17 protein-coding genes are annotated in these 19,979 nt (G+C 72.0%); 3 read left to right on the top strand and 14 right to left on the bottom strand.

The window, feature by feature from the left end; genetic code table 11:
* Window positions 1-9 precede the first annotated feature (9 nt).
* The 3 genes from OG408_RS26300 to OG408_RS26290 all read right to left on the bottom strand — a co-directional run bounded on the left by OG408_RS26300 (window position 10) and on the right by OG408_RS26290 (window position 3,389).
* Window positions 10-678, bottom strand: coding sequence for a UbiX family flavin prenyltransferase (locus tag OG408_RS26300; protein WP_266782558.1), 669 nt, complete (start codon window positions 676-678; stop codon window positions 10-12).
* A 62-nt stretch (window positions 679-740) separates the two neighbouring features.
* Window positions 741-1,778, bottom strand: coding sequence for a 3-oxoacyl-[acyl-carrier-protein] synthase III C-terminal domain-containing protein (locus tag OG408_RS26295; protein WP_266782556.1), 1,038 nt, complete (start codon window positions 1,776-1,778; stop codon window positions 741-743).
* 162 nt (window positions 1,779-1,940) lie between these two features.
* Window positions 1,941-3,389, bottom strand: a complete 1,449-nt coding sequence (locus OG408_RS26290; protein ID WP_326672285.1) for an MFS transporter — start codon at window positions 3,387-3,389, stop codon at window positions 1,941-1,943.
* 132 nt (window positions 3,390-3,521) lie between these two features.
* Here OG408_RS26290 and OG408_RS26285 point away from each other — a divergent pair, with 132 nt between their 5' ends.
* Window positions 3,522-4,061: a TetR/AcrR family transcriptional regulator gene (locus OG408_RS26285; RefSeq protein ID WP_266782552.1), complete on the top strand. Its 540-nt coding sequence runs from the start codon at window positions 3,522-3,524 to the stop codon at window positions 4,059-4,061.
* 85 nt (window positions 4,062-4,146) lie between these two features.
* Here the strand turns inward: OG408_RS26285 and OG408_RS26280 are convergent, their stop codons facing one another.
* Window positions 4,147-4,578 (bottom strand): nuclear transport factor 2 family protein, encoded by a 432-nt coding sequence (locus OG408_RS26280; RefSeq protein ID WP_266782550.1) that lies wholly within the window; start codon window positions 4,576-4,578, stop codon window positions 4,147-4,149.
* 201 nt (window positions 4,579-4,779) lie between these two features.
* Here OG408_RS26280 and OG408_RS26275 point away from each other — a divergent pair, with 201 nt between their 5' ends.
* Both OG408_RS26275 and OG408_RS26270 read left to right on the top strand, forming a co-directional pair.
* Entirely contained in the window at window positions 4,780-5,829 is a 1,050-nt protein-coding gene (locus OG408_RS26275) for a ketoacyl-ACP synthase III family protein (protein ID WP_266782548.1), read from the top strand.
* 70 nt (window positions 5,830-5,899) lie between these two features.
* Window positions 5,900-7,471: an alpha/beta hydrolase gene (locus OG408_RS26270; protein ID WP_442806067.1), complete on the top strand. Its 1,572-nt coding sequence runs from the start codon at window positions 5,900-5,902 to the stop codon at window positions 7,469-7,471.
* A 71-nt stretch (window positions 7,472-7,542) separates the two neighbouring features.
* Here the strand turns inward: OG408_RS26270 and moeZ are convergent, their stop codons facing one another.
* From moeZ to OG408_RS26220, 10 genes are all read right to left on the bottom strand, one after another.
* Window positions 7,543-8,721 (bottom strand): adenylyltransferase/sulfurtransferase MoeZ, encoded by a 1,179-nt coding sequence (gene moeZ, locus OG408_RS26265; RefSeq protein WP_266782546.1) that lies wholly within the window; start codon window positions 8,719-8,721, stop codon window positions 7,543-7,545.
* Between the two features lie 85 nt (window positions 8,722-8,806).
* Complete coding sequence (locus tag OG408_RS26260) at window positions 8,807-9,649, bottom strand: spherulation-specific family 4 protein (protein ID WP_266782544.1); 843 nt, start codon at window positions 9,647-9,649, stop codon at window positions 8,807-8,809.
* Entirely contained in the window at window positions 9,637-10,602 is a 966-nt protein-coding gene (locus OG408_RS26255) for an NAD-dependent epimerase/dehydratase family protein (RefSeq protein WP_266782542.1), read from the bottom strand. Before OG408_RS26255 ends, OG408_RS26260 begins: the two co-directional genes overlap by 13 nt.
* Before the next feature lie 141 nt (window positions 10,603-10,743).
* Window positions 10,744-12,174 carry a hypothetical protein gene (locus tag OG408_RS26250; RefSeq protein WP_326672281.1) on the bottom strand — a complete coding sequence of 477 codons (1,431 nt, stop codon included), beginning with the start codon at window positions 12,172-12,174 and terminating at the stop codon, window positions 10,744-10,746.
* A gap of 79 nt (window positions 12,175-12,253) precedes the next feature.
* Window positions 12,254-14,086 (bottom strand): DUF3492 domain-containing protein, encoded by a 1,833-nt coding sequence (locus tag OG408_RS26245; RefSeq protein ID WP_326674593.1) that lies wholly within the window; start codon window positions 14,084-14,086, stop codon window positions 12,254-12,256.
* 190 nt (window positions 14,087-14,276) lie between these two features.
* Window positions 14,277-15,869: a dipeptide ABC transporter ATP-binding protein gene (locus OG408_RS26240; RefSeq protein WP_266782538.1), complete on the bottom strand. Its 1,593-nt coding sequence runs from the start codon at window positions 15,867-15,869 to the stop codon at window positions 14,277-14,279.
* The gene (locus tag OG408_RS26235; protein ID WP_266782536.1) at window positions 15,866-16,855 is read right to left on the bottom strand and encodes an ABC transporter permease; all 990 of its coding nucleotides are present in this window, start codon (window positions 16,853-16,855) and stop codon (window positions 15,866-15,868) included. Before OG408_RS26235 ends, OG408_RS26240 begins: the two co-directional genes overlap by 4 nt.
* Window positions 16,852-17,835: an ABC transporter permease gene (locus OG408_RS26230; RefSeq protein ID WP_266782534.1), complete on the bottom strand. Its 984-nt coding sequence runs from the start codon at window positions 17,833-17,835 to the stop codon at window positions 16,852-16,854. Before OG408_RS26230 ends, OG408_RS26235 begins: the two co-directional genes overlap by 4 nt.
* A 2-nt stretch (window positions 17,836-17,837) precedes the next feature.
* Window positions 17,838-19,565, bottom strand: a complete 1,728-nt coding sequence (locus tag OG408_RS26225) for an ABC transporter substrate-binding protein (RefSeq protein WP_326672277.1) — start codon at window positions 19,563-19,565, stop codon at window positions 17,838-17,840.
* 229 nt (window positions 19,566-19,794) lie between these two features.
* Window positions 19,795-19,890, bottom strand: a complete 96-nt coding sequence (locus OG408_RS26220; RefSeq protein ID WP_323178015.1) for an Ms4533A family Cys-rich leader peptide — start codon at window positions 19,888-19,890, stop codon at window positions 19,795-19,797.
* Window positions 19,891-19,979: the final 89 nt, after the last annotated feature.

Genomic DNA, 19,979 nt, shown 5'->3' with positions numbered 1-19,979 from the left:
TACGTGTCCTCAGACGTGGATCGCGCTCTTGTCGAGCTGTCGTGTCGTGACGGCGGCGGTGCCGTCCGCAGTCGTCGCGCCGGCCGGCGGTGCGGCCTCGCCCCAGCGCGGGAAGGCCCCGGTGTCGATGCCGAACAGGTCGAGCACCCGGCCGACGGACTGGTCGATCACGTCCTGGAGGCCGGCGGGACGCGTGTAGAAGGCCGGGACGGGAGGTGCGACGATGCCGCCGTTCTCCGTCACCGTCGTCATGTTGCGCAGATGCGTGAGCGTCAGCGGCGTCTCGCGCACCATGAGCACCAGCCGGTTGCGCTCCTTGAGCGTCACGTCGGCGGCGCGGGCGAGCAGGGTGTCGCAGGTGCCGACGGCGATCTGCGCGAGCGACTTCATCGAGCAGGGGGCGACGATCATGCCGCGGGTGCGGAACGAACCGCTGGCGACGGGTGCGCCCACGTCCTCGGGCGAGTAGTGGAAGTCCGCCAGTTCCTGCACCTGGGCGACGGTCAGATCGCTCTCGTACGCGAGTGTCAGCCGCGCCGACCGCGACATCACCAGGTGGGTCTCGATGCCCGCCGCCCCGAGGGCCTGCAGGGCGCGGATGCCGTAGGCGATGCCGGTGGCGCCACTGATACCGACCACCATCCGGTTCGCCGCACGGGGGTGCGCGGGGTGATTCATGTACGTCCTCTCCTTCCCGCGAGAGCGGCTCACGGGGTTTTCCTGCATGGGCGGGTCCGGGGCTATTCCTCGGGGGCCTGGACGACCGCGGTGGACCAGGTGAAGCCCCCGCCCGCGCCCGCGACCACGGCGAACTCGCCGGGCATGAGCATCCGGTGGGTGACGATGTCGGCCATGTTCGCGAGCATGTCGCCCGCGCCCAGGTGCCCCGTCCTGCCCCCCAGCAGCACGGTCTCCGCCTTGAGCAGGCCCGCCACGGAGCCGTACATCACGTCGACCAGCCGGGGCCCCATGCGGGGCATCGTGAACAGCCGGATGCGCGGGTCGTCCCCCTCCAGGCCCGCTTCCTCCAGGGCCTGGAGCAGGGAGGCGCGGACATGGACGCGCGCGGCCTCCGGAAAGGCCTCCTTGCCCACCGCCTCGTAGAAGTCCTTCCGCTCGGCGTTCGTCTCCCAGGTCTTCCGGTCCTGCATCGGTACCTGGGTGAAGGGCCGGTTGCCGCGCTCCATCCCCTCCAGGCGGCTGGCCGTCGAGTGGGTCAGGGACAGCAGTCTCAGATCGTCCCGGCCGCCGTCGCGCCGGTGCAATAGGGCGGCTGTCGCGCCGTCGCCGTATCCGATGTCGGAGTGCATGCTCCAGCGGTCCCACTCGGGGGCGTAGTACCGCTCCGCGGTGGTGACCAGCGCGCCGGTCAGCGCGGGGTCGCCGACGAGCTGGGTGGCGGCGAGGAGGAGTCCGGTGGCGCCGCCGGTGCACAGCGCCTCGATCCCGAAGGGGAGCGCCGTGGAGGGCAGGCCCAGCTCGCTCGCTATGTAGTGCGCGTACGACCACTTCTCGTGGCCCTGGTGGAAGACCCGCGCATGGGCGAGGAAGCCGACCCTCTCCGGATCCCAGCCCGCGCGGGCCAGGGCCCTGCGGCCGGCCCGCACGGCCATCTCGGGTGCCGCCAGCTCCGCGGTCACGGGCAGTTCCGTGACGCCCAGCTGCCTCCCGCGCTCCTCGGTCAGACGGCCCGCGGCCACCTGTGCCCCCGTGGTCTCGGTGGTGCCGGGCAGCCAGGTGGTGACCGCCTTCACTCCCAGTCCGCCCTCGAACCTCATGTCCTGATCTCCTTCTTCCGCCGCACGCTGACAGACCTACAGAGCCGCGTGCCGGCGTGGTGGATACAGGCGGCCGGGAGGCATTCGGCAGGTGCTGCGGGCAGAAGGAAGCCGCCCGGACCCGGACGGGGGTTCCGGGATCCGGGCGGCGGTCGTGGGGTGTTACGCGGCGGCGTCCGCCGGGCCGGTGCGCCTGGTCAGGGTGAGCCCGACGAGCAGGGCGAGGATGCCGATGCCGGCCGCGATGAACCATGCGTGCCGGAAGGCGTCCACGGTGGCGGATCCCGCGCCGGGGGTGCCGAGCACGGCGATGAACACCGAGATGCCGATGACCAGCCCGACCTGCCGGACCATCATGTTGACGGCGGAACCGGTGGCGAAGGACGCGGGCGGCAGGTCCTTGGTGACCAGGCCGACCAGGGCGGTCGTGCCGAGGATGGTGCCGACCGGGGTCAGCAGGGCTCCGGGCAGCAGCATCGTGACGTAGTCGGGTTCGCTCTGTGCGGCGATACCCCACCACAGGACGCCCGCGGCGAGCAGGGCGCAGCCGATGACCACGACCGTGGCGGCCCCGAACCTCTTCACCAGCCGGCCCGTGGACATGGCCATCACCGGCATCAGGAAGGTGCCGGGTGCGAGCGCGAGCCCGGTCTCCAGCGCGGAGTACCCCCAGACGTTCTGGCACCACAGCATGAACGAGAACAGCATCGCGCCGAAGCAGGAGTTGAACACGAGCGCCGTGAGGTTGGCCAGGCTGAAGGACCGGACGCGCAGGAGCGAGAAGGCGACCACGGGGTTGGGGTGCCGGGCGGAGCGCCGGAAGAACTCGGCCAGGCAGACGACCGTCAGGGCGAAGCTGCCGAGCACCCGCGCGGAGCCCCAGCCCCATTCGGGCGCCTTGATCAGCGCCAGGGAGGCGGCGCCGACCGCGAGGACGATCAGGAGCGATCCGAGCAGGTCGGGCAGCGGCCCGCGCTCGGACTGCGTGGCGGTGGGCAGCACACGGCGTCCGACCAGGAGAGCGACGATGCCGAACGGCAGGTTGATGAGGAAGATCCAGCGCCAGTCGAGATTGACGAGCGCGCCGCCGACGATGGGGGCGAGCGCCGCGGCGACGCCGCCGACCGCCGTCCAGGCCCGTACGGCGCCGCCGCGCCGCTCCGCGGGATAGGTGGCGAGCAGCAGGCCGAGCGAGGTGGGGACCATCGCCGCCGCTCCCACGGCCTGCAGCACCCGGGCCGCCACCAGCATGGGCACGCCCTGGGATGCCGCGCACGCCGCCGAGGCGAGGGTGAACAGTCCCAGGCCGAGGAGGAAGCCACCCTTTCGGCTGGAACGGTCCGAGAGCCGTCCGGCCGGGACGAGGGCTGCGGCGAACACGATCGAGTAGGCGTTCAGCGTCCAGGAGAGGCCGGCCGCCGTGCTGCCGCTGAAGTCGGCCTCCAGGGCGGGGAACGCGACGTTGACGATCATCATGTCGAGGCTCGACATGACGAACCCCGCGCACACCACGAGAAAGACCAGTTTGCGGCGCCGCACGTCCGCCGCGGACTCCGGTGGCGGTGCCGCCACGCTCTCGGCGGGGACCGCGTCCCCTGCGGTCTGAGTCATGTCTTCCCTCTCCCTCGCTCGGCTGGCAACGCCATTAAGGTAGCAGTGACTAACTACTCAGTCAACGAGATCGGCGGCCCGCTGCCGATCGCCCCGGCCCCGTCGCGTGGTTTCATGTGAACCATGGACCGAATGACGGGCGAAGAGCGCCGCAAGCAGATTCTGCAAATTGCTTCCGAAGAGTTCTCCCGCGGGGGCTATTACGGCACCTCGGTGGAGACGATCGCCCGCAAAGCAGACATCAGCCAGCCCTACGTGTTTCGAATCTTCGGCACCAAGAAGGGTCTCTTCATCTTTGTCGTGGAAGATTCCTTCGACCGGATCGTCGCCTCCTTCAATGAGGCGGCAGAAGGCCTTGAGGGGGTCGAAGCCCTCGTGGCCATGGGCGACCGATATCGCTCACTCGTGCGCGACCGGATATTCCTCCTGATTCAGCTCCACGGCTTCGCCGCCTCCGACGACCCGAAGATCCGAAGCGCCGTGCAAACGGGATTCGGGCGCATGTGGAATACGATTCAGGAGAATTCCGGAGCCGATGACGTCACGGTGAAACGGTTTCTGGCTCTGGGCATGATGCTGAACGATATGGCTGCCATGGATCTGTGGAACCTGGACGAACCGTGGGCCAAGGCCTGCGTGGCGTCCCTCCCCGTGGAGAGCTGGTCCGGCTGACGTGACCGACGGGCTGCCGCCCGTACCCCGGAGGGCCGGTCCCGCGGGACGGGAGGGCGGCCCCTCCCGTCCCGTCCCCGCCGGGTCAGGCGGCGGACCGCGGCCTCTCGTCCGTCTCCGCTCCCTGCGTCCACGCCTCGACGATCAGGCCGTCGACGATGCGCAGGATGTCCACGCCGACCCAGGTGATCCGCTTGCCGGGCACGTCCGACGGCCAGCCGGTCCGGCCCAGGCAGGTCGCGGTGCCGAACCAGCGGCAGACCGCGAGCTCACCGTCGGCCACCGGCCCGAAGTCCGTCTCGTACCGCAGGCCGTCGAACTTCCCCGTGAAGCCGCTCACCCAGTCGGCCATCGAGGCGGCGTCCCGGATCGTGGCCGGATCGATCGTCGCCCCCGCCGTCGGCAGGTGAAGCCGGTACTCGGCACCGATGATCTTGTGTGCGGCCTGTGGGTCCTCGTTCCACATCTCCAGCCAGCCGTCCCACACCTCGGCCGCCGTACGTGTGCTCGCCACCATGAATCCGTCCCTCTCGCTCGCCGGGTACCGCTCCTGCGGGCCCGCACGCGGCGGAGCCCATGGACACAGAGCGCCCGGACCCCGTGTCACGTACACCTGGGCCCGGGTGTATCCGCGGCCCCGCCCCGCCGGTCTGTCGGACTGCGACGGCCCGTCCGGGGCCGCGCCCCAATGGGCGGAGCCCAGAACGGGGGAACCTGTATGCGCTTCAGCGACGGTCTGACCATCGAAGCAACCGCCACCTGGCTGCCCGCCACCACCGAGAGCGGATACGCGCTGGTGGCCGACGGTGTCCTGGACCCGGAGATCCCGGCCGCCGCGGGGGTGGTCGAAGTGCCGGTCTCCCACCGGGAGTCGGCCCCCGACATGGCGGTGCTGGCCGGCCGGCGCGCCCTGGACGGCGCGGGTGTCCGGCCCGCCGACGTCGGCCTGCTGGTGCACAACTGGATCTATCACCAGGGCCACGACTTCTGGTCCCCCGCCCACTACGTGGCCGACCGGATCGGAGCCAGGAACGCCCTCCCCTTCGGCATCCAGCAGATGTGCCACGCCGGCGCCATGGCCCTGCACACGGCCGCGGCCCACCTCACGGCCGACCCTTCGTACGGCACCGCCCTGGTGACGACCGCCGACCGGTTCGGCCCGACCGGATTCGACCGCTGGCGCGGCGACTACCAGGTCGCCTACGGGGACGGGGCGACCGCCGCCGTCCTCGGCCGTTCCGGTAACGGCCTCCGGCTGATCTCCCACGCGCTGCGGGCGGCTCCCGACATGGAGTCCATGTACCGCGGCGCCGACGCGTTCAGCTCCGCCCCGTTCGACCACGGCCGCCCCCTGGACATCCGCCGGACCAAGCGGGCCTTCATCGAGTCCGGGGGCATGGACCTGTTCGCCAAGACCGGCCCCGAAGCGGTGCGCGCCGTCCTGCTGCAGTCGCTGTCGGAAGCGGGCCTGAACGCCGACGACCCACGGATCCGGTACGTCGCACTGCCCCGGCTCGGCCCCAAGGTCCTCGGCCTGATGTACCTGCCGGTCATCCAGGAGCTGCTGACGGCGCAGCCGTTGCACCTGGGCGCGCGGACCGGCCACCTGGGCTGCGGCGACCCGCTGGCCAACCTCACGGACATCACCGCACAACGTCTGCTGGAGCCCGGGGAGTTCGCCCTGCTGCTCACCGGCGGGGGCGGATTCACCTGGTCCTGCCTCGTGGTCCAGCAGACCGGCGGCGGCGCGGGAGGGCGACGGCCGTGACCGCCGGCACGCCCTAGCATGGGCGCCCTGCGCACTTCGCAGGCCGGGTACATCGGGGAGGGACCCACACGTGGTCGCACACACACGCACCGGGGCGCTGGTCGTCGCCGCAGTCATGCTGGCGGGAGCGCTCGCCGGCTGCGGGGGCGGCACGGACGACAAGCCGGGGAAACAGGCGCAGACCAGCGCAGCCGCCCCGTCGTCCGCCACCCCTGCGTCCACCGCCGGCGGACTGCCGCCGCTGCCCGCGTCCCTCACCTCGCAGCGGCTGGAGTGGAAGCGCTGCAAGGCCCCCGAGGGCGGCAGTGCGCCGGGCTCGGCCTGGCGGTGCACGACGGTCGACGTGCCGCTGGACTACGCGAAGCCGGACGGGGACACGATCGGGATCGCGCTGATCCGCAAGGAGGCGCGGGACAAGGGGCGCCGGCTCGGTTCGATGCTGTTCAACTTCGGTGGTCCCGGCGGTTCGGGGGTCTCCATCCTGCCGCGCGCCGCCGGTTCGTACGGGTCCCTCAACACCCGCTACGACCTGGTCGGTTTCGATCCGCGCGGGGTCGCGGCGAGCGCCGGGGTGCGGTGCCGCACCGACCGGGAGCAGGACAGCACCAACCGGAAGATCGACATGACGCCGGACACCGCGGCCGAGGAGGCGGCGTTCATGAAGGACGGCGCCGCCTTCGGGGCCGGCTGCGAGCGCCGCTCCGAGAAGGTCCTGCCGTTCGTCGGCACGACGAACGCCGCCCGGGACGTGGACCTGATCCGTGCGGTCCTCGGCGACAGGAAGCTGACGTACTTCGGGATGTCGTACGGCACCGAGCTGGGCGGCACCTACGCGCACCTCTTCCCCAAGAACGTCGGCCGCACGGTCTTCGACGCGGTCGTCGACCCCACCGCGGACACCGTGGGCCACGCCCGTAACCAGACGACCGGCTTCCAGCGGGCGCTGGAGAACTACCTCAAGGACCGCGGCCAGGACCCGAAGGCGGGCACCCGGCGCATCGCGGCGCTGCTGAAGCGGATCGACGCCGAGCCGCTGCCGACGGGGACGGACCGCGAGCTCAACGAGTCGCTGGCGATCACCGGCATCGTGCTGCCGCTGTACTCCAAGTCCAGCTGGCCCACGCTCACCCAGGCCCTGGACGAGGCGGAGGACGGCACCGGCAGCATGCTGCTGCAGCTCGCCGACTCGTACAACGGCCGTGACGAGAAGGGCCATTACGACACCCAGAACCACTCCCAGCGGGCCATCTCCTGCGCGGACACCACGGCCCGGCCGACGGCCGCCGAGGCGAGGGCGATCGTGCCGGAGTTCGCGAAGCTGTCCCCGGTCTTCGGCCCGTTCCTGGCCTGGGACACCGCGGGCTGGTGCGCGGACTGGCCGGTGAAGGGCGAGCACGACACCCCGGAGGCGAGCGCGCCGGGTGCCGGTCCGATCCTGGTCGTGGGGACGACGGGCGACCCGGCGACACCGTACGAGGGTGCGCGGAAGATGGCGGACGAGCTCGGCGAGGGCGTCGGCATCCTGCTCACCAACAAGGGCGAGGGGCACGGCGCCTACGGCGGGAGCAGCTGTGTGACGTCGACCGTGGACGCGTACTTCCTGGACGGGAAGGTGCCGGCGGACGGCAAGACCTGTTCGTAGCGGGCGGGCACATGACGAAGGGGCCGGTCCGCGTGAGTGCGGACCGGCCCCTTCGTGTGTGCGTGCGTGCTCTAGTACACCGGCTTCTCGGGCTCGATCTGGTTGACCCAGCCGATCACGCCGCCGCCGACGTGCACCGCGTCGGCGAAGCCCGCCGACTTGAGGACCGCGAGGACCTCCGCGCTGCGGACACCGGTCTTGCAGTTCAGGACGATGCGCTTGTCCTGCGGGAGGTCCTGGAGGGCGTTGCCCATCAGGAACTCGTTCTTCGGGATCAGCTTGGCGCCGGGGATCGCGACGATCTCGAACTCGTTCGGCTCACGGACGTCGATCAGCTCGATCTTCTCGTCCGCGTCGATCCACTCCTTGAGCTGCTTGGGAGTGATCGTGGAGCCGAGCGCAGCCTCCTGGGCCTCCTCGGACACGACGCCGCAGAAGGCCTCGTAGTCGATGAGCTCGGTGACGGTCGGGTTCTCGCCGCAGACCGCGCAGTCGGGGTCCTTGCGGACCTTGACCTGGCGGTACTGCATCTCCAGCGCGTCGTAGATCATCAGCCGGCCGACGAGCGGGTCGCCGATGCCGGCGAGCAGCTTGATGGCCTCGTTGACCTGGATGGAGCCGATGGACGCGCAGAGCACGCCCAGGACACCGCCCTCGGCGCAGGACGGAACCATGCCGGGGGGCGGCGGCTCCGGGTAGAGGCAGCGGTAGCAGGGGCCGTGCTCGGACCAGAAGACGGACGCCTGGCCGTCGAACCGGTAGATGGAGCCCCAGACGTACGGCTTGTTCAGCAGGACCGCGGCGTCGTTGACGAGATAGCGGGTGGCGAAGTTGTCCGTGCCGTCCACGATCAGGTCGTACTGGGCGAAGATCTCCATCACGTTCTCGGCTTCGAGCCGTTCCTCGTGAAGGATCACGTTCACCAGGGGGTTGATCCCCTGCACGGTCTCCTTGGCCGACAAGGCCTTGGACTTGCCGATGTCGGCCTGGCTGTGGATGATCTGCCGCTGCAGGTTCGACTCGTCGACCTCGTCGAACTCCACGATGCCGAGCGTTCCGACACCGGCGGCGGCCAGGTACATCAGGGCCGGCGAGCCGAGACCGCCGGCGCCCACACAGAGCACCTTCGCGTTCTTCAGCCGCTTCTGCCCGTCCATCCCGACATCCGGGATGATCAGGTGGCGGGAGTACCTGCGGACCTCGTCGACGGTGAGCTCAGCAGCTGGCTCGACCAGGGGTGGCAGCGACACAGGAACCTCAACAATGCAGGTGGTCGGTTTCTACGTACTTCGACTACGTACGGTTGTTCTTGCCGTAACACTGCCACGCCCCTTCTCATTCCGAGATACCAGGTCCGATCCGCGAGACGATTTCGTCCCAGTACCTGGGCAGAGTCGCGAATGGATCGGTTTGTCCGCGCCCGTTCGCCGGATCCGTCTCACCGGTGCGGTCCGTGAAGAAGATCGTCCCGGCGCCCTGCCAGCGGGCGATGCGCATCGCCTCCTCCAGGTGGGTGCGCGGGACACCGTGGACGAAGTGGGCGAACCGGCCGGGCGGATAGCCGGCCGTCCACTCCGCCACCTGCGACCAGCGGTAGTCGGTCCACGCCCCGCGGAAGGTGACCAGCTGGTCGGCGGCCTCCGCGTAGCCCGGATACGGATGGGTGTCGTGCCCGAGCACCAGGTGCCCGCCGTCCTGCCCGCTGTCGCTCTCCTCCAGGAGGGCGGCGAGCGTGCCCGTGAGCCGGCGGACCGCCGGGAGGTCGGGGCGCTCGGCCGGACAGCGGTCGAGGTAGAAGCCGTCGACCCGGTACCAGTCCAGGTAGGAGCGCGCGTCGGCGATCAGCTCGCCGAAGGGCCGGTTGCCGTACGCCAGATCGAGCTGTCCCAGCAGCCGGCCGGCCGACGCGCGCACCGAGTCCTGCGACTCCTCGCCGTGGACGGCCCGCTCCCGGGCGTTGCGGAGCCGGCCCGCCGCTTCCAGGCAGTGCGGGTCGGGGCGGGTGCCGGGGCCGTTGTCGATGTCGAGGACGGCCCAGTGCAAGGGGGTGCCGGGGCGGGCGAGCTCGGCCCATTCGACCGGTGCGAGCAGCGGGTGCGCGCAGCCGGGGACGCCGAAGCCGAGCTGTTCGGCACCGCTGGTGCGGCGGGCGGTGCCGGTACTGGTCAGATACGGCACGCCGCCTCCATCCAGATGTCGGCGAGGGACTCCTCCAGATTGATCCGGGGACGCCAGCCGAGCCGGTCCCTGGCGGTGCGGACGTCGGCCTGCTGCCAGGCACCGCAGCCGTCCGGGTAGGGGGACGGTGTGGCCGAGAGGTGTTCCATGACCGATTCGGCGGACGTGCGGGGGGCGCCGATGGGCAGCCGGGCGGGGGGCGTGTCCAGTTCGTGGAGCGCGCCCGCGTATCCGGCGACCTTGGCGAGGACCGCGGCGGCGTCACGGAGGCGCACGGCGCGGCCGGTACCGATGTTGACGACGCCCTGGGCGGCGGACAGCGACGCGGCGTGCACGGCGCGCGCGACGTCCCGGACGTCGACGAAGTCGCGCTGGACACCGAGGCCGCTGAGCTTCAGCTCGCCGTCGCCCGACTGCATGGCGCGGCGCATCGCCTCGGCGAGCCGGCCGAGCGGGGAGCCGGCCGGGGTGCCGGGTCCGACCGGCGAGAAGACCCGCAGCACGACGGCGTCGAGGCCGGAGCCGAGGACGAGTTCGGTGGCGGCGAGCTTGCTGACGCCGTACGGGCCGCCGGGGCGCGGGATGGCGTCCTCGGCCGTGGACGAGCCGGGCTGCGAGGGCCCGTACTCCGACGAGCAGCCGACCTGGACCAGCCGGGCGGTGCAGCCGCTGCGCCGCATCGCCTCGCAGACCGTGGCGACGGCGACGGTGTTGTGGCGGGTCAGGTCGCGGGCCCCGCCCCGGGTGGCGCCGGCGCAGTTGACGACGACTCCGGGGTGGACGGCGTCCAGGAAGCGGGTGAGCGCTCCGGGGCTGCCGCCGGCGAGGTCGAAGCGGACGTCGGCGTCGTCGCCGCGGCCGAGCGCCGTGAGGTGCACGGCGGGGTCGGCGAGCAGCCGGTCGGCCACGAACCGGCCGAGGAATCCGTTGGCTCCGAGCAGCAGCACCCTCATCGCGCGCCCCCTCGGTGCCGACGGCGGGCTGCCGGTGCGGGGTATTGGGGGGTCATGTCCGGTGTCTCCTTGGGGCAGTTGTGTGCGGTGCGGGAAGGGGCCCGCGGCGTCGGCTCCGCGGGGCTGTGGTGTGCGTGTGCGTCAGGCGGCGGTGTGGGCGGAGGCCCGGGAGAGGGCGACGGTGGCGGTGGTCAGCAGGCCGAGTGCGGCGGCGCCGCAGGCGAGGGCGGGTACGGCTCCGGTGCCCCCGGCCGCGACGAGGGCGTCGACGGGCCGGGCCACGGCGTCGAGGCCGGGCAGCCGGCCGGCCAGGACCAGGGCGGGGGCGGCGGCCTCGACGGCGCAGGCGGCGGCGAGTCCGGTGGCGGCGGGTTCGGGGAAGCCGTGCACGGTGAGGAGCCGGGCCAGCAGGAGCAGTACTCCGAGCGCGGCGGCCCCGACCGCGGAGCCGCCTCCGCCGATCCCCAGTCCGGCCAGGTACAGCAGCCCGCCGAGGACGCAGAGGAAGAACGCGACGGCTGCGAAGAGCAGGGGGCGCACCCCGGCGGCGAACTCCTCCAGTGCGCGGCTGCCGTTGAGTTTGCGGTGCGCGTGGACGGAGAAGAGGTGGGCGCACCAGGCCGCGGGGGCGACGGCCACGGCGAGTCCGAGCAGCGGGGCCGGGGTGATGTCCCAGGGGCCTTCGGGGCCGCCGCTGAGGACCTGGTGGAGCAGGGCGTCGCCGTACAGGACGTAGCCGAGCAGCCAGCAGCCGAAGAGGCTCGCGGCACCGGAGGAGCGGCCGTCGGCGCAGAGGGGGCCGGAGCGCAGGGCGAGGGCGAGCGCGAGGAAAGCGAGGAGCGCGCCGCCGCTGCCGATGGCGAGCCGTGCGTCGCCGCCGAGCACTCCGTCGGTGAGCCGCAGCGCGATGAAGGACGCCAGACAGGCGGCGCCCGGCAGCAGCGCCCGGAGCGACCAGGCGGCGCGCGTCTCGATGTCGCGCGCCGGAGCGAAGGACGCTCCGACGGGCTCCCCCGCGACCCCGGGGACCCGTGCGAAGAGTTCCTCGGCGAGCGAGAACACGTCGCGGTGCCGGTAGCGGGCCGCGGTGCGGTCGGTGACGCCGTGGGCCTCCAGTCCGGCGGCGATCTCCAGCGGGTCGACGGCCCGTTCGCAGAGGTCGGTGGCGAGCTTGCGCGCCGGAGCGGTGTGCGCGACCTCGGGGGCGCGGGGGGTGGGGCCGGGAGTGGGGTCGAGGTCGGGGTCGGCGGCAGGGTCGGGCGGCGGTTCCGTCTGCTCCTGGGCGGGGCCGGGCGCGGCGGTCGGTGCGGGGGCGGGTGCCGGGGCCGGCGCGCTCACGGTGACGTCGACGTCACCATCACCATCGACGCCCACGTCACCATCGACGTCACCGTCACCGTCATCCGAAGCGCCCGGCGCGCCGGCGTCCGCTGGTGCGGCGGGCAGCCCCCACGCCGGTTCGGAGATGTCCACGACCAGGGTGCCCGAGGCCGACGCCCACGAGCGCTGGTCCCCGTTGCTGTTGGTCTTCGGTGTGCCGAGTGCCTCGGGCACCTCGGTCGGGCGGCCCATCGTCGTTCCTCCGTGCTCGTCACCGGGTGCACCGGTCGGTCCCGGTCGTTTCGTACGGCCCGGCCCGGCCGTCTCCTGGTCACACATCGCCGTCCCCCGCGCCGCGCGCTCCGGCGCCGACTCCCTGACCGGCCCAGCTGGGTGTCCGCCCGGCCGGCCGAGGCTCCGGCTCGTCGTCCGGCTCCGGCCACAGGCCGAGGACGTGGGCCTCCGGCGGGGTGGCGAAGGGGCGCGGACCGCCGTCGTCGTCCGCCACGGGCGGCCTGCGCACCGGTGCCTGCGAGATCAGCTCCAGGTAAATGCCGCGAAATGCCGCGAGGTTCTGTTCGACGGTGAAGAGTTCGAGCGCTCGGGCGCGCGCCGCGGCTCCCAGGCGCGCACGGCGCTCGGGGTCGCGCAGCAGCGCCAGGCAGGCGTCCGCGAGCGCCCGGGGGTTGCGGGGCGGTACCACGAGCCCGGTGCCGCCGATCACCTCGACGACCGCGCCGACGTCCGTCGACACCGTGGCCCGGCCGCAGAACATCGCCTCGACCAGGCTGATCGGGAAGCCCTCGACCACGCTGGAGAGGACCACCACGCCGCCCGCCGCGTAGGCCTGGGCGAGGTCGGGGATCTCGGCGCCGCCGATGTCCTCGAAGGAGACCGGGCTGTCGCCGATCGCGTGTGCGTCCACGGCCTCGTCGGGGAACAGCTGGTCGGCGAGCGCGCGGCAGTGGGCGAGATAGGTGGCGCCCTCCGGCCCCTGCGCCGGCGCACCGATGATCCGCAGCCGGGCGTCGGGCTCGGCCCTGCGCACCTCGGCGAAGGCGTGCAGCAGCCCGATCAGGTCCTTGGCCGGTTCGATCCGGCCGACCCAGACCAGCGTGTCCGGGCCGCCGTCGTCCTCACTCTCGCCGAGTGCCGCGAAGCGGCCGGACTCCATGCCGGGGTGGACCGTGCGCAGCTTGGCGGGTTCGGCGCCGCAGCGCTCCTGCCAGCGGCGGGCGTGGGTGTTGCCGGGGGTGATGAGGGCGGCCTGCCGGTAGACCTCGGTGGCGAGCCGTCCGTGGAAGTTCGCGAGCAGCGCACGCACCGGCGCACTCACCGGCGTACCCGTCGCCGCGAGGTAGTGCGCCCGCAGCTGCACGGCGTGCTCGGTGACCAGCAGCGGCACCCCGAAGAAGCGTTTGGCCAGCAGTCCGGGCAGCGCGGCGGCGCCGCCGGACGCGGCGTGGCAGAGGTCGACGGCACCGAGGCTCTCCTCGTCGTACCAGTCGAGCGAGAGCGGGCGCAGCGCCCGGTCGAGTTCCGCGGCGAAGGCGAGGAGATCGGGGACGGTGGCGGTCTGCACGGTGCGTCCGGTGCCGGGCGCCCCGCAGGCCGCCTCCAGAATCCGCAGGGCTGTCTCGGAGCGGAGCGCCGCGGGAAGTCCGCCGTGTTCGCAGGCCAGTTCGGCGAGTCCGTAGAGGCCTTCGGTGAACTGCGCGTCCGCGATCCGCGGATCCGGGCCGCCGGCCGCCGCGTCCCTGTCCCCGCCCTCCCGGTCCACGTCCCGGCCCAGGTCCCGCTCCCCGCCCGTCGCACCCGTCACACAGACCGAGGTCGCCAGCGCCGTGAAGTGGGTGACGAAGCGCCGTCGTTCGCGCCGCCCGTACGTCCGCGCGCCCCCACCGGTCAGCAGCCGTGCGAGCAGCCCCCTGGGGGCGTGCAGGCCGAGGGTGTCCTCGTCGGCGGTCCACAGCGGGGCGGTCCGCACCCGGCTGACCTGGGGCGGGAGCTGGACCCAGCCCTGCGCCTCCTGCTCGGCGGTACGGCTGAGCGCGAAGAGATCGAACTCGTGCTGCGCGAGCCCGCGCACCAGACGGTCGCACCAGAGTCTGGACTCACCGGACGCATACGGATAACCACCGTCGGTGAGCAGTCCGATCCGCACGAGCACACCCCCGATCTCCCTTGTGAGCGGCCGCCGTTGGATCGGCGACTCGCAGCGGGACGACCGTAAGCGGATACGCCGGTGGTGCGACGGACGGTTGTCCGTCGCACCACCGAAAGGGGTGAACCGTCGTAACTTTCCCGCCCCGGTAGCGTTCCGTCGCGCTATAGAGGCAGTCGATTACGGAGGGTCAGGCTGCGGCCAGCTCCCTGCGGGCCGCGCGGCGCACCGCCGCGAGCGCCGGATCGAGGGCGGGGACGGCCGCCAGCAGCTGCCGCGTGTAGGGGTCGCGGGGCTCGCCGTACACCTGCTCCACCGGGCCCTCCTCCACGATCCGGCCCTGCCGCATGACGGCGACCCGGTCGCTGACCTGGCGTACCACGGCGAGGTCGTGGGCGATGAACACCAGGGCGAGGCCCAGCTCCCGCTGGAGTTCGGCCAGCAGGGCGGTCACCTGGGCCTGGGTCGTCACGTCGAGCGCGGAGACCGCCTCGTCGCAGACGATGAGCTCGGGTTCGGCGGCCAGCGCCCGCGCGATCCCGACCCGTTGGCGCTGCCCGCCGCTGAACTCGTGCGGATAGCGGTCGTACTGCTCCGCGTCGAGGCCGACGCGTCCCAGCAGGTCCCCCACGCGCGCCCTGATCACGCCCTCGTCGCGCTCCCCGCGCGCCCGCAGCGGGTCGGCCACCGACTCACCGACGGAGCGGCGCGGGTTGAGCGAGGAGACCGGGTCCTGGAAGACCATCTGGACCCGGGCCGCCCGGCCGATCCGGCCGGAGGTGGGTTCCAGCAGGCCGACGAGCATCCGCCCGAGGGTGGTCTTGCCGCTGCCGCTCTCGCCGACGATGCCGAGCGTCTCGCCGCGGCGGACCGTGAGGGAGACCCCGTCGACGGCGGCCAGTGCGGACTTCCCGCGCCCGAACACCTGCCGCACGCCTTCGGCGTCGACCAGCACATCGCCCTCGGCGGCCGCCGTGGCACCGGCCCCGTCGGGGGCCTTCTCCGCCGCCGGGGCGATGCGCGGCACCGCCGACAGCAGCGCCTTCGTGTACGGCTCGCGGGGCGCGCCGAGCACCTCGGCCACCGGACCGCGCTCCACCGCGCGCCCCGACTGCATGACCAGCACCTCGTCCACCGACTCGGCGGCCACGCCCACGTCATGGGTGACCAGCAGCAGTCCCATGCCCGTCTCGCGGCGCAGATCGTGCAGCAGGTCGAGGATCTGCGCCTGGACGGTGACGTCGAGCGCGGTCGTCGGCTCGTCGGCGATCAGCAGTTCCGGTTCGCAGGCCAGCGCCATCGCGATGAGCGCCCGCTGCCGCATCCCGCCGGAGAACTCGTGCGGCCTGGACCGTGAGCGGCGTACCGCGTCCGGGATCCCGACCCGGTCCAGCACCTCCACGGCCCTGGTCCGCGCGGCCCGCCGGGAGACGCGGTGGTGGACCCGGTACACCTGGGCGATCTGGTCGCCGACCGCGTAGTACGGGTCCAGCGAGGAGAGCGGGTCCTGGAAGACCATGGCGGCCTTCGCCCCGCGCAGCCCGCGCAGTTCGGCGTCCGCCGCGGCCTGGACGTCCACGCCGGCGACCCGGATCGAGCCGCCGACCTTCGCGCCGGTCCCGCGGTGCAGCCCGAGCAGGGCGTAGGCGGAGGCGCTCTTGCCGGAGCCGGACTCGCCGACGACTCCGAGCGCGCCGCCCGCCTCCAGCGAGAAGGACAGTCCGCGCACCGCGTGCACGTCGCCGAACGAGATCGAGAGATCGGTGACCTCGACGAGACTCATGACAGCACCACCCGTCGGTCGGCCATCGCCTGGAGGACGTCCGCGACGGCATTGGCAAGGACGACGAAGAACCCGGTGACGAGCACCAGTCCGACGACGACCGGGAGGTCCACCTGCTTGACGGCCTCGACGAGTTCGCGCCCGACGCCCGGAATCCCGAAGAGGGACTCGGTGAGCACGGCACCGCCGAACATCGAGCCGATGTCGAGTGCGCCGAGCGCGATCACCGGCGCGAGCGCCCCGCGCAGGGCGTGCCGTCCGACGATCGTGCGCTCACTGACCCCGTACGCCCTGAAGGTGCGGACATGGTCCTCGGCCAGCGTCTCCAGCATCGAGGCCCGGGTCATCCGGGCGTACGGGGCGGCGGAGACGAGCGCGAGCGAGATCCAGGGCAGCAGCAGGTTCCAGGCCCACTGTTCCGGGTTCTCGGTCAGGGGGACGTAGTCCGGGAACGGCAGGATCTGGAGCGCCGTGACGCAGATGATGATCAGCAGCAGGCCGATCACGAAGACGGGCGTCGCCATGCCGGCCAGGGTGATCCAGGTGAGGACGCGCTCGGTGGCGCGGCCGCGCCGCCACACCGAGAGGAGTCCGGTGCCGACGCCCAGCAGCATCCACAGCACGAAAGCGCCGACGGCGAGCGAGGCGGTGGCGGGCAGCTTGGCGACGATCAGCTGGGTGACCTGCTGGCCGCTCTGGTACGAGAGTCCCAGGCACGGGGCCTGGCAGTGCACCACTCCGGTACCGGTGGAGTAGTCGCGTCCGGCGACCAGGGCCTGGAGGAAGTGCGCGTACTGCACGTACACCGGGTCGCCGAGGTGCAGTTGCTCGCTGACCTGGGCGACCTGCGCGGGCGAGCAGCGCGGTCCGCAGGCGATCTGCGCGACGTCGCCCGGTGCCACGTAGAACGCGGCGTAGACGACGACGCTGAGGGCGAGCAGGACGAAGAACGCCCCGCCGAGGCGGCGCAGCAGGAACAAGCTCATGCTCCGGCCTCCTTCTTGCGCCCGGTGCCGATCCGCAGCCGGGAGGCGGCGCGCGGGTCGAGCGCGGTGCGCACACCCTCGCCGAGGACGGTGAGGGCGAGCACGGTGACGAAGAGCAGCAGCGCCGGGATCAGCAGGTAGGTGGGCGCGGCCTGGTACCAGGTGTCGGCGTCGCTGAGCATCTGTCCCCAGGACGGTGTCGGAGGCTTGATGCCGACGCCGAGGAAGGACAGGGCCGCCTCGACGACGATGTTGCCGGGGAAGAGCAGGACGGCGTACGTGATCACGGGCGCGGCCAGCGAGGGCAGCAGTTCACGGCGGGCGATCTGCCAGGAGCTCCAGCCGCTGAGCCGGGCGGCCGCGACGTGGTCGCGCGACTTCAGGGAGAGGGTCTGGGCGCGGACGATCTTCGAGATGCCGGACCAGCCGACCAGGCCGACGATCACGGCGATGAGGACCGGGCGGGGGAAGCCGGCCGGGACTACGGCGAGCGCGCCGAGCGCGATCACCATGACCGGCAGGGCGACGACGACGTCGGTGACCCGGCTGAGCGCCTGGTCGACGAAGCGGTTGCCGAGCCCGGCGGAGAGGCCGACGACGACGCCGATGGCCACCTGGAGCAGGGTCGCGCCGAGCGCGACGCCGAGCGAGACGCGGGCGCCGTAGACGACGCGCGCGAAGAGGTCGCGTCCGGTGAGCGGTTCGACGCCGAGCCAGTGCTCGGCGCTGATTCCGCCGAAGGACCCGACCGGGACGCCGCCGGTGGCGGAGTCGACGAGACCGGGGTGGTACGTGGTGGGGTTCTGGCCCTCGATGCCCGTGAGCAGGGGCGCGGCGAGCGCGGCGAGGACCAGCAGAGCGACGATGCCGGCCGCCACGAGGGCGGCACGGCGGGCGCGCAGCCGGCGCCAGAACGGATGGGCCCCGGAGGCGGGGGCCGCGACGGCCCCCGCCTCCTTGACCAGCAGTGCCTCGGCCATGGTTACTTGACCGCGACCTGCGAGATGTCGAGGACGCCGGTCCAGTCGCTGATGACGACGTTCTTGACGGACTCGCCGTACAGGCGCTTGTAGACCGGGTGGAACAGCGGCACGGTCAGCGCCTGCTCACCGACCTTCTTGTCGAGCGCGCCCCAGCGCTTGGCGGCGGCGCTCAGGTCGGTCAGCTTGTTGATCTCGTCGATCTCCTTGTTGACCGCGGGGTCGTTCAGCTGTGAGGCGTTGAAGTTGTACCCGGACTTGACGATCTGGCGTCCGTCGAAGATCGGGGCGAAGAACGGACCGCCGGAGGGCCAGTCGGCACCCCAGCCGCCGAGGAAGAAGCCCGGCTCGGTCTTCACGTTGTAGATCGTGTCCGAGTAGGCGTTGGACTCCAGGCCGCGGAGCTTGACGGTGATGCCGGCCTTCCTGAGCGCCTCCTGCAGTGCGGTGGCGATCTCCGGGCTGGTCTCGAAGTTCTTGTCGTTGTTGTGCGTGAGGGTGACGGTCAGCCCCTTGGGGTAACCGGCCTCCTTCAGCAGTTCCCTGGCCTTGGCCGCGTTGCCGCCCTTGCCGGCCGGGAAGGCGTCGTACGGCGTGTAGCCGAAGGAGGCCTGGTCGGGCAGGAAGGTGGTGGCGGGCTCGGCGAGCGAGGAGCCGCCCGCGGCGTTGACCACGGAGGTGCGGTCGACGGCGTACGAGATGGCCTGGCGGACCTTCGGGTTGTCGAACGGCTTCACCTTCGGGTTGAAGGCGATGTAGTTCGTGTAGCCGAAGTGGCCGGTGCCGACGCGGGCGGCGAGCTTCTTGTCGCCGCTGACCTTGGCGAGTTCGGCCGGGCCGAGGTTGGTGTCGGTGGTGACGGCCGCGGCGTCGGTGCCCTGGGAGGCGGACAGCCGCTGGTTGATGACGGCGGAGTCGAGCCCGGAGCGGACGTCGATCCGGTCGGGGTAGGCCTTGCGCTCCTCGTCGGTCGAGGCCGACCAGTGCGGGTTGCGCTCCAGGGTGAGGCGCTCGCCGTCGCCCTCGTTCTTGACGACCTTGTACGGGCCGGAGGAGAGCGGGTGCTCCTCGTACTTCGTACCGGTGTCCTTGGCCTTCGGAACCGGGGTGGTCTGGGTCTGGGTGGCCAGGTAGGGGAATTCGCCCTCGGGCTTGTTCAGGTGGAAGACGATGGTCTTCGCGTCGGGCGTCTCGATCGAGGCGAGGCCCTTCTTGTCCTTGTACGGGCCCTGGTAGTCGGCCCCGCCGATCAGCCAGTCGCGCAGGTAGGGCGCGCCGCCGGAGAGCTCGGCCGCGAAGGAGCGCTCGATGCCGTACTTGATGTCGGCGCTGGTGATGGCGCTGCCGTCCTCGTACTTGAGGCCGTCCTTGAGCGTGTACGTCCAGACCGTGGCGTCCTTGCTGGGCGTGCCCAGGTCGGTCGCGAGGTCGGGGACCACCTTCGAGCCCGCGGCACCGTTCTCCCGGTTGCGGGTGGTGAGGGTGCGGAAGACGAGGGAGGGGACGTTGCCGCCGCCCGAGGTGTAGAGCCGCGCGGGGTCGAAGTCCTCCTGCGGGCGGCTGTTGAGGACGGTGAGCGTGCCGCCCTTCTCGGGGGCGCCCGCCGCGCCGGAGGTGTCGTCGCTGCCCTTGCTGCTGTCCTCGGGGCCGCAGGCCGCGGCTCCCGCGGCCACGACGAGTACTGCGGCGGCCGCTGCCACGCGGCGCGATATGACGGACGGTTGACGCATCGGAAGGTGACCTCTCGGAGTACTGCCTGGATGAAGGAAACAGCGAGTGATTCCGTGCAGGCGGCGACGAGGGACCTGAGCGCGCTACCGGTCGGGACAGGGGTGAAGGTGACCGGAACACTGGAGCTGCCGCGCCTGCGGACGGAGTACGCCCGGGCGCGGCAGTCGGGGAGGAACGGTCCGGGCCATCAGGGCTCGGACGGGGGGGCGACGCGCACTCGGGCAGGCGTCAGCAACAGTCGACGTCGGCGACGCTGTGCCCGGTCACGCCGATCAGCGCCAGCTCAATGGCGGCGCGATCGGAGGTGACGAGGCTGCGTGACATGCCGAGAAATATGGGCGACCGCCTGCCCGATGTCAACGCGATATGAGACAGCGATCTCACGATGCGGACAGGGCGTCCGGCGGAACACC

Origin of the sequence: Streptomyces sp. NBC_01257 (assembly GCF_035917255.1) — a bacterium.
Classification (GTDB): domain Bacteria; phylum Actinomycetota; class Actinomycetes; order Streptomycetales; family Streptomycetaceae; genus Streptomyces.
This window is presented reverse-complemented; position numbering and strand designations above follow the sequence as displayed.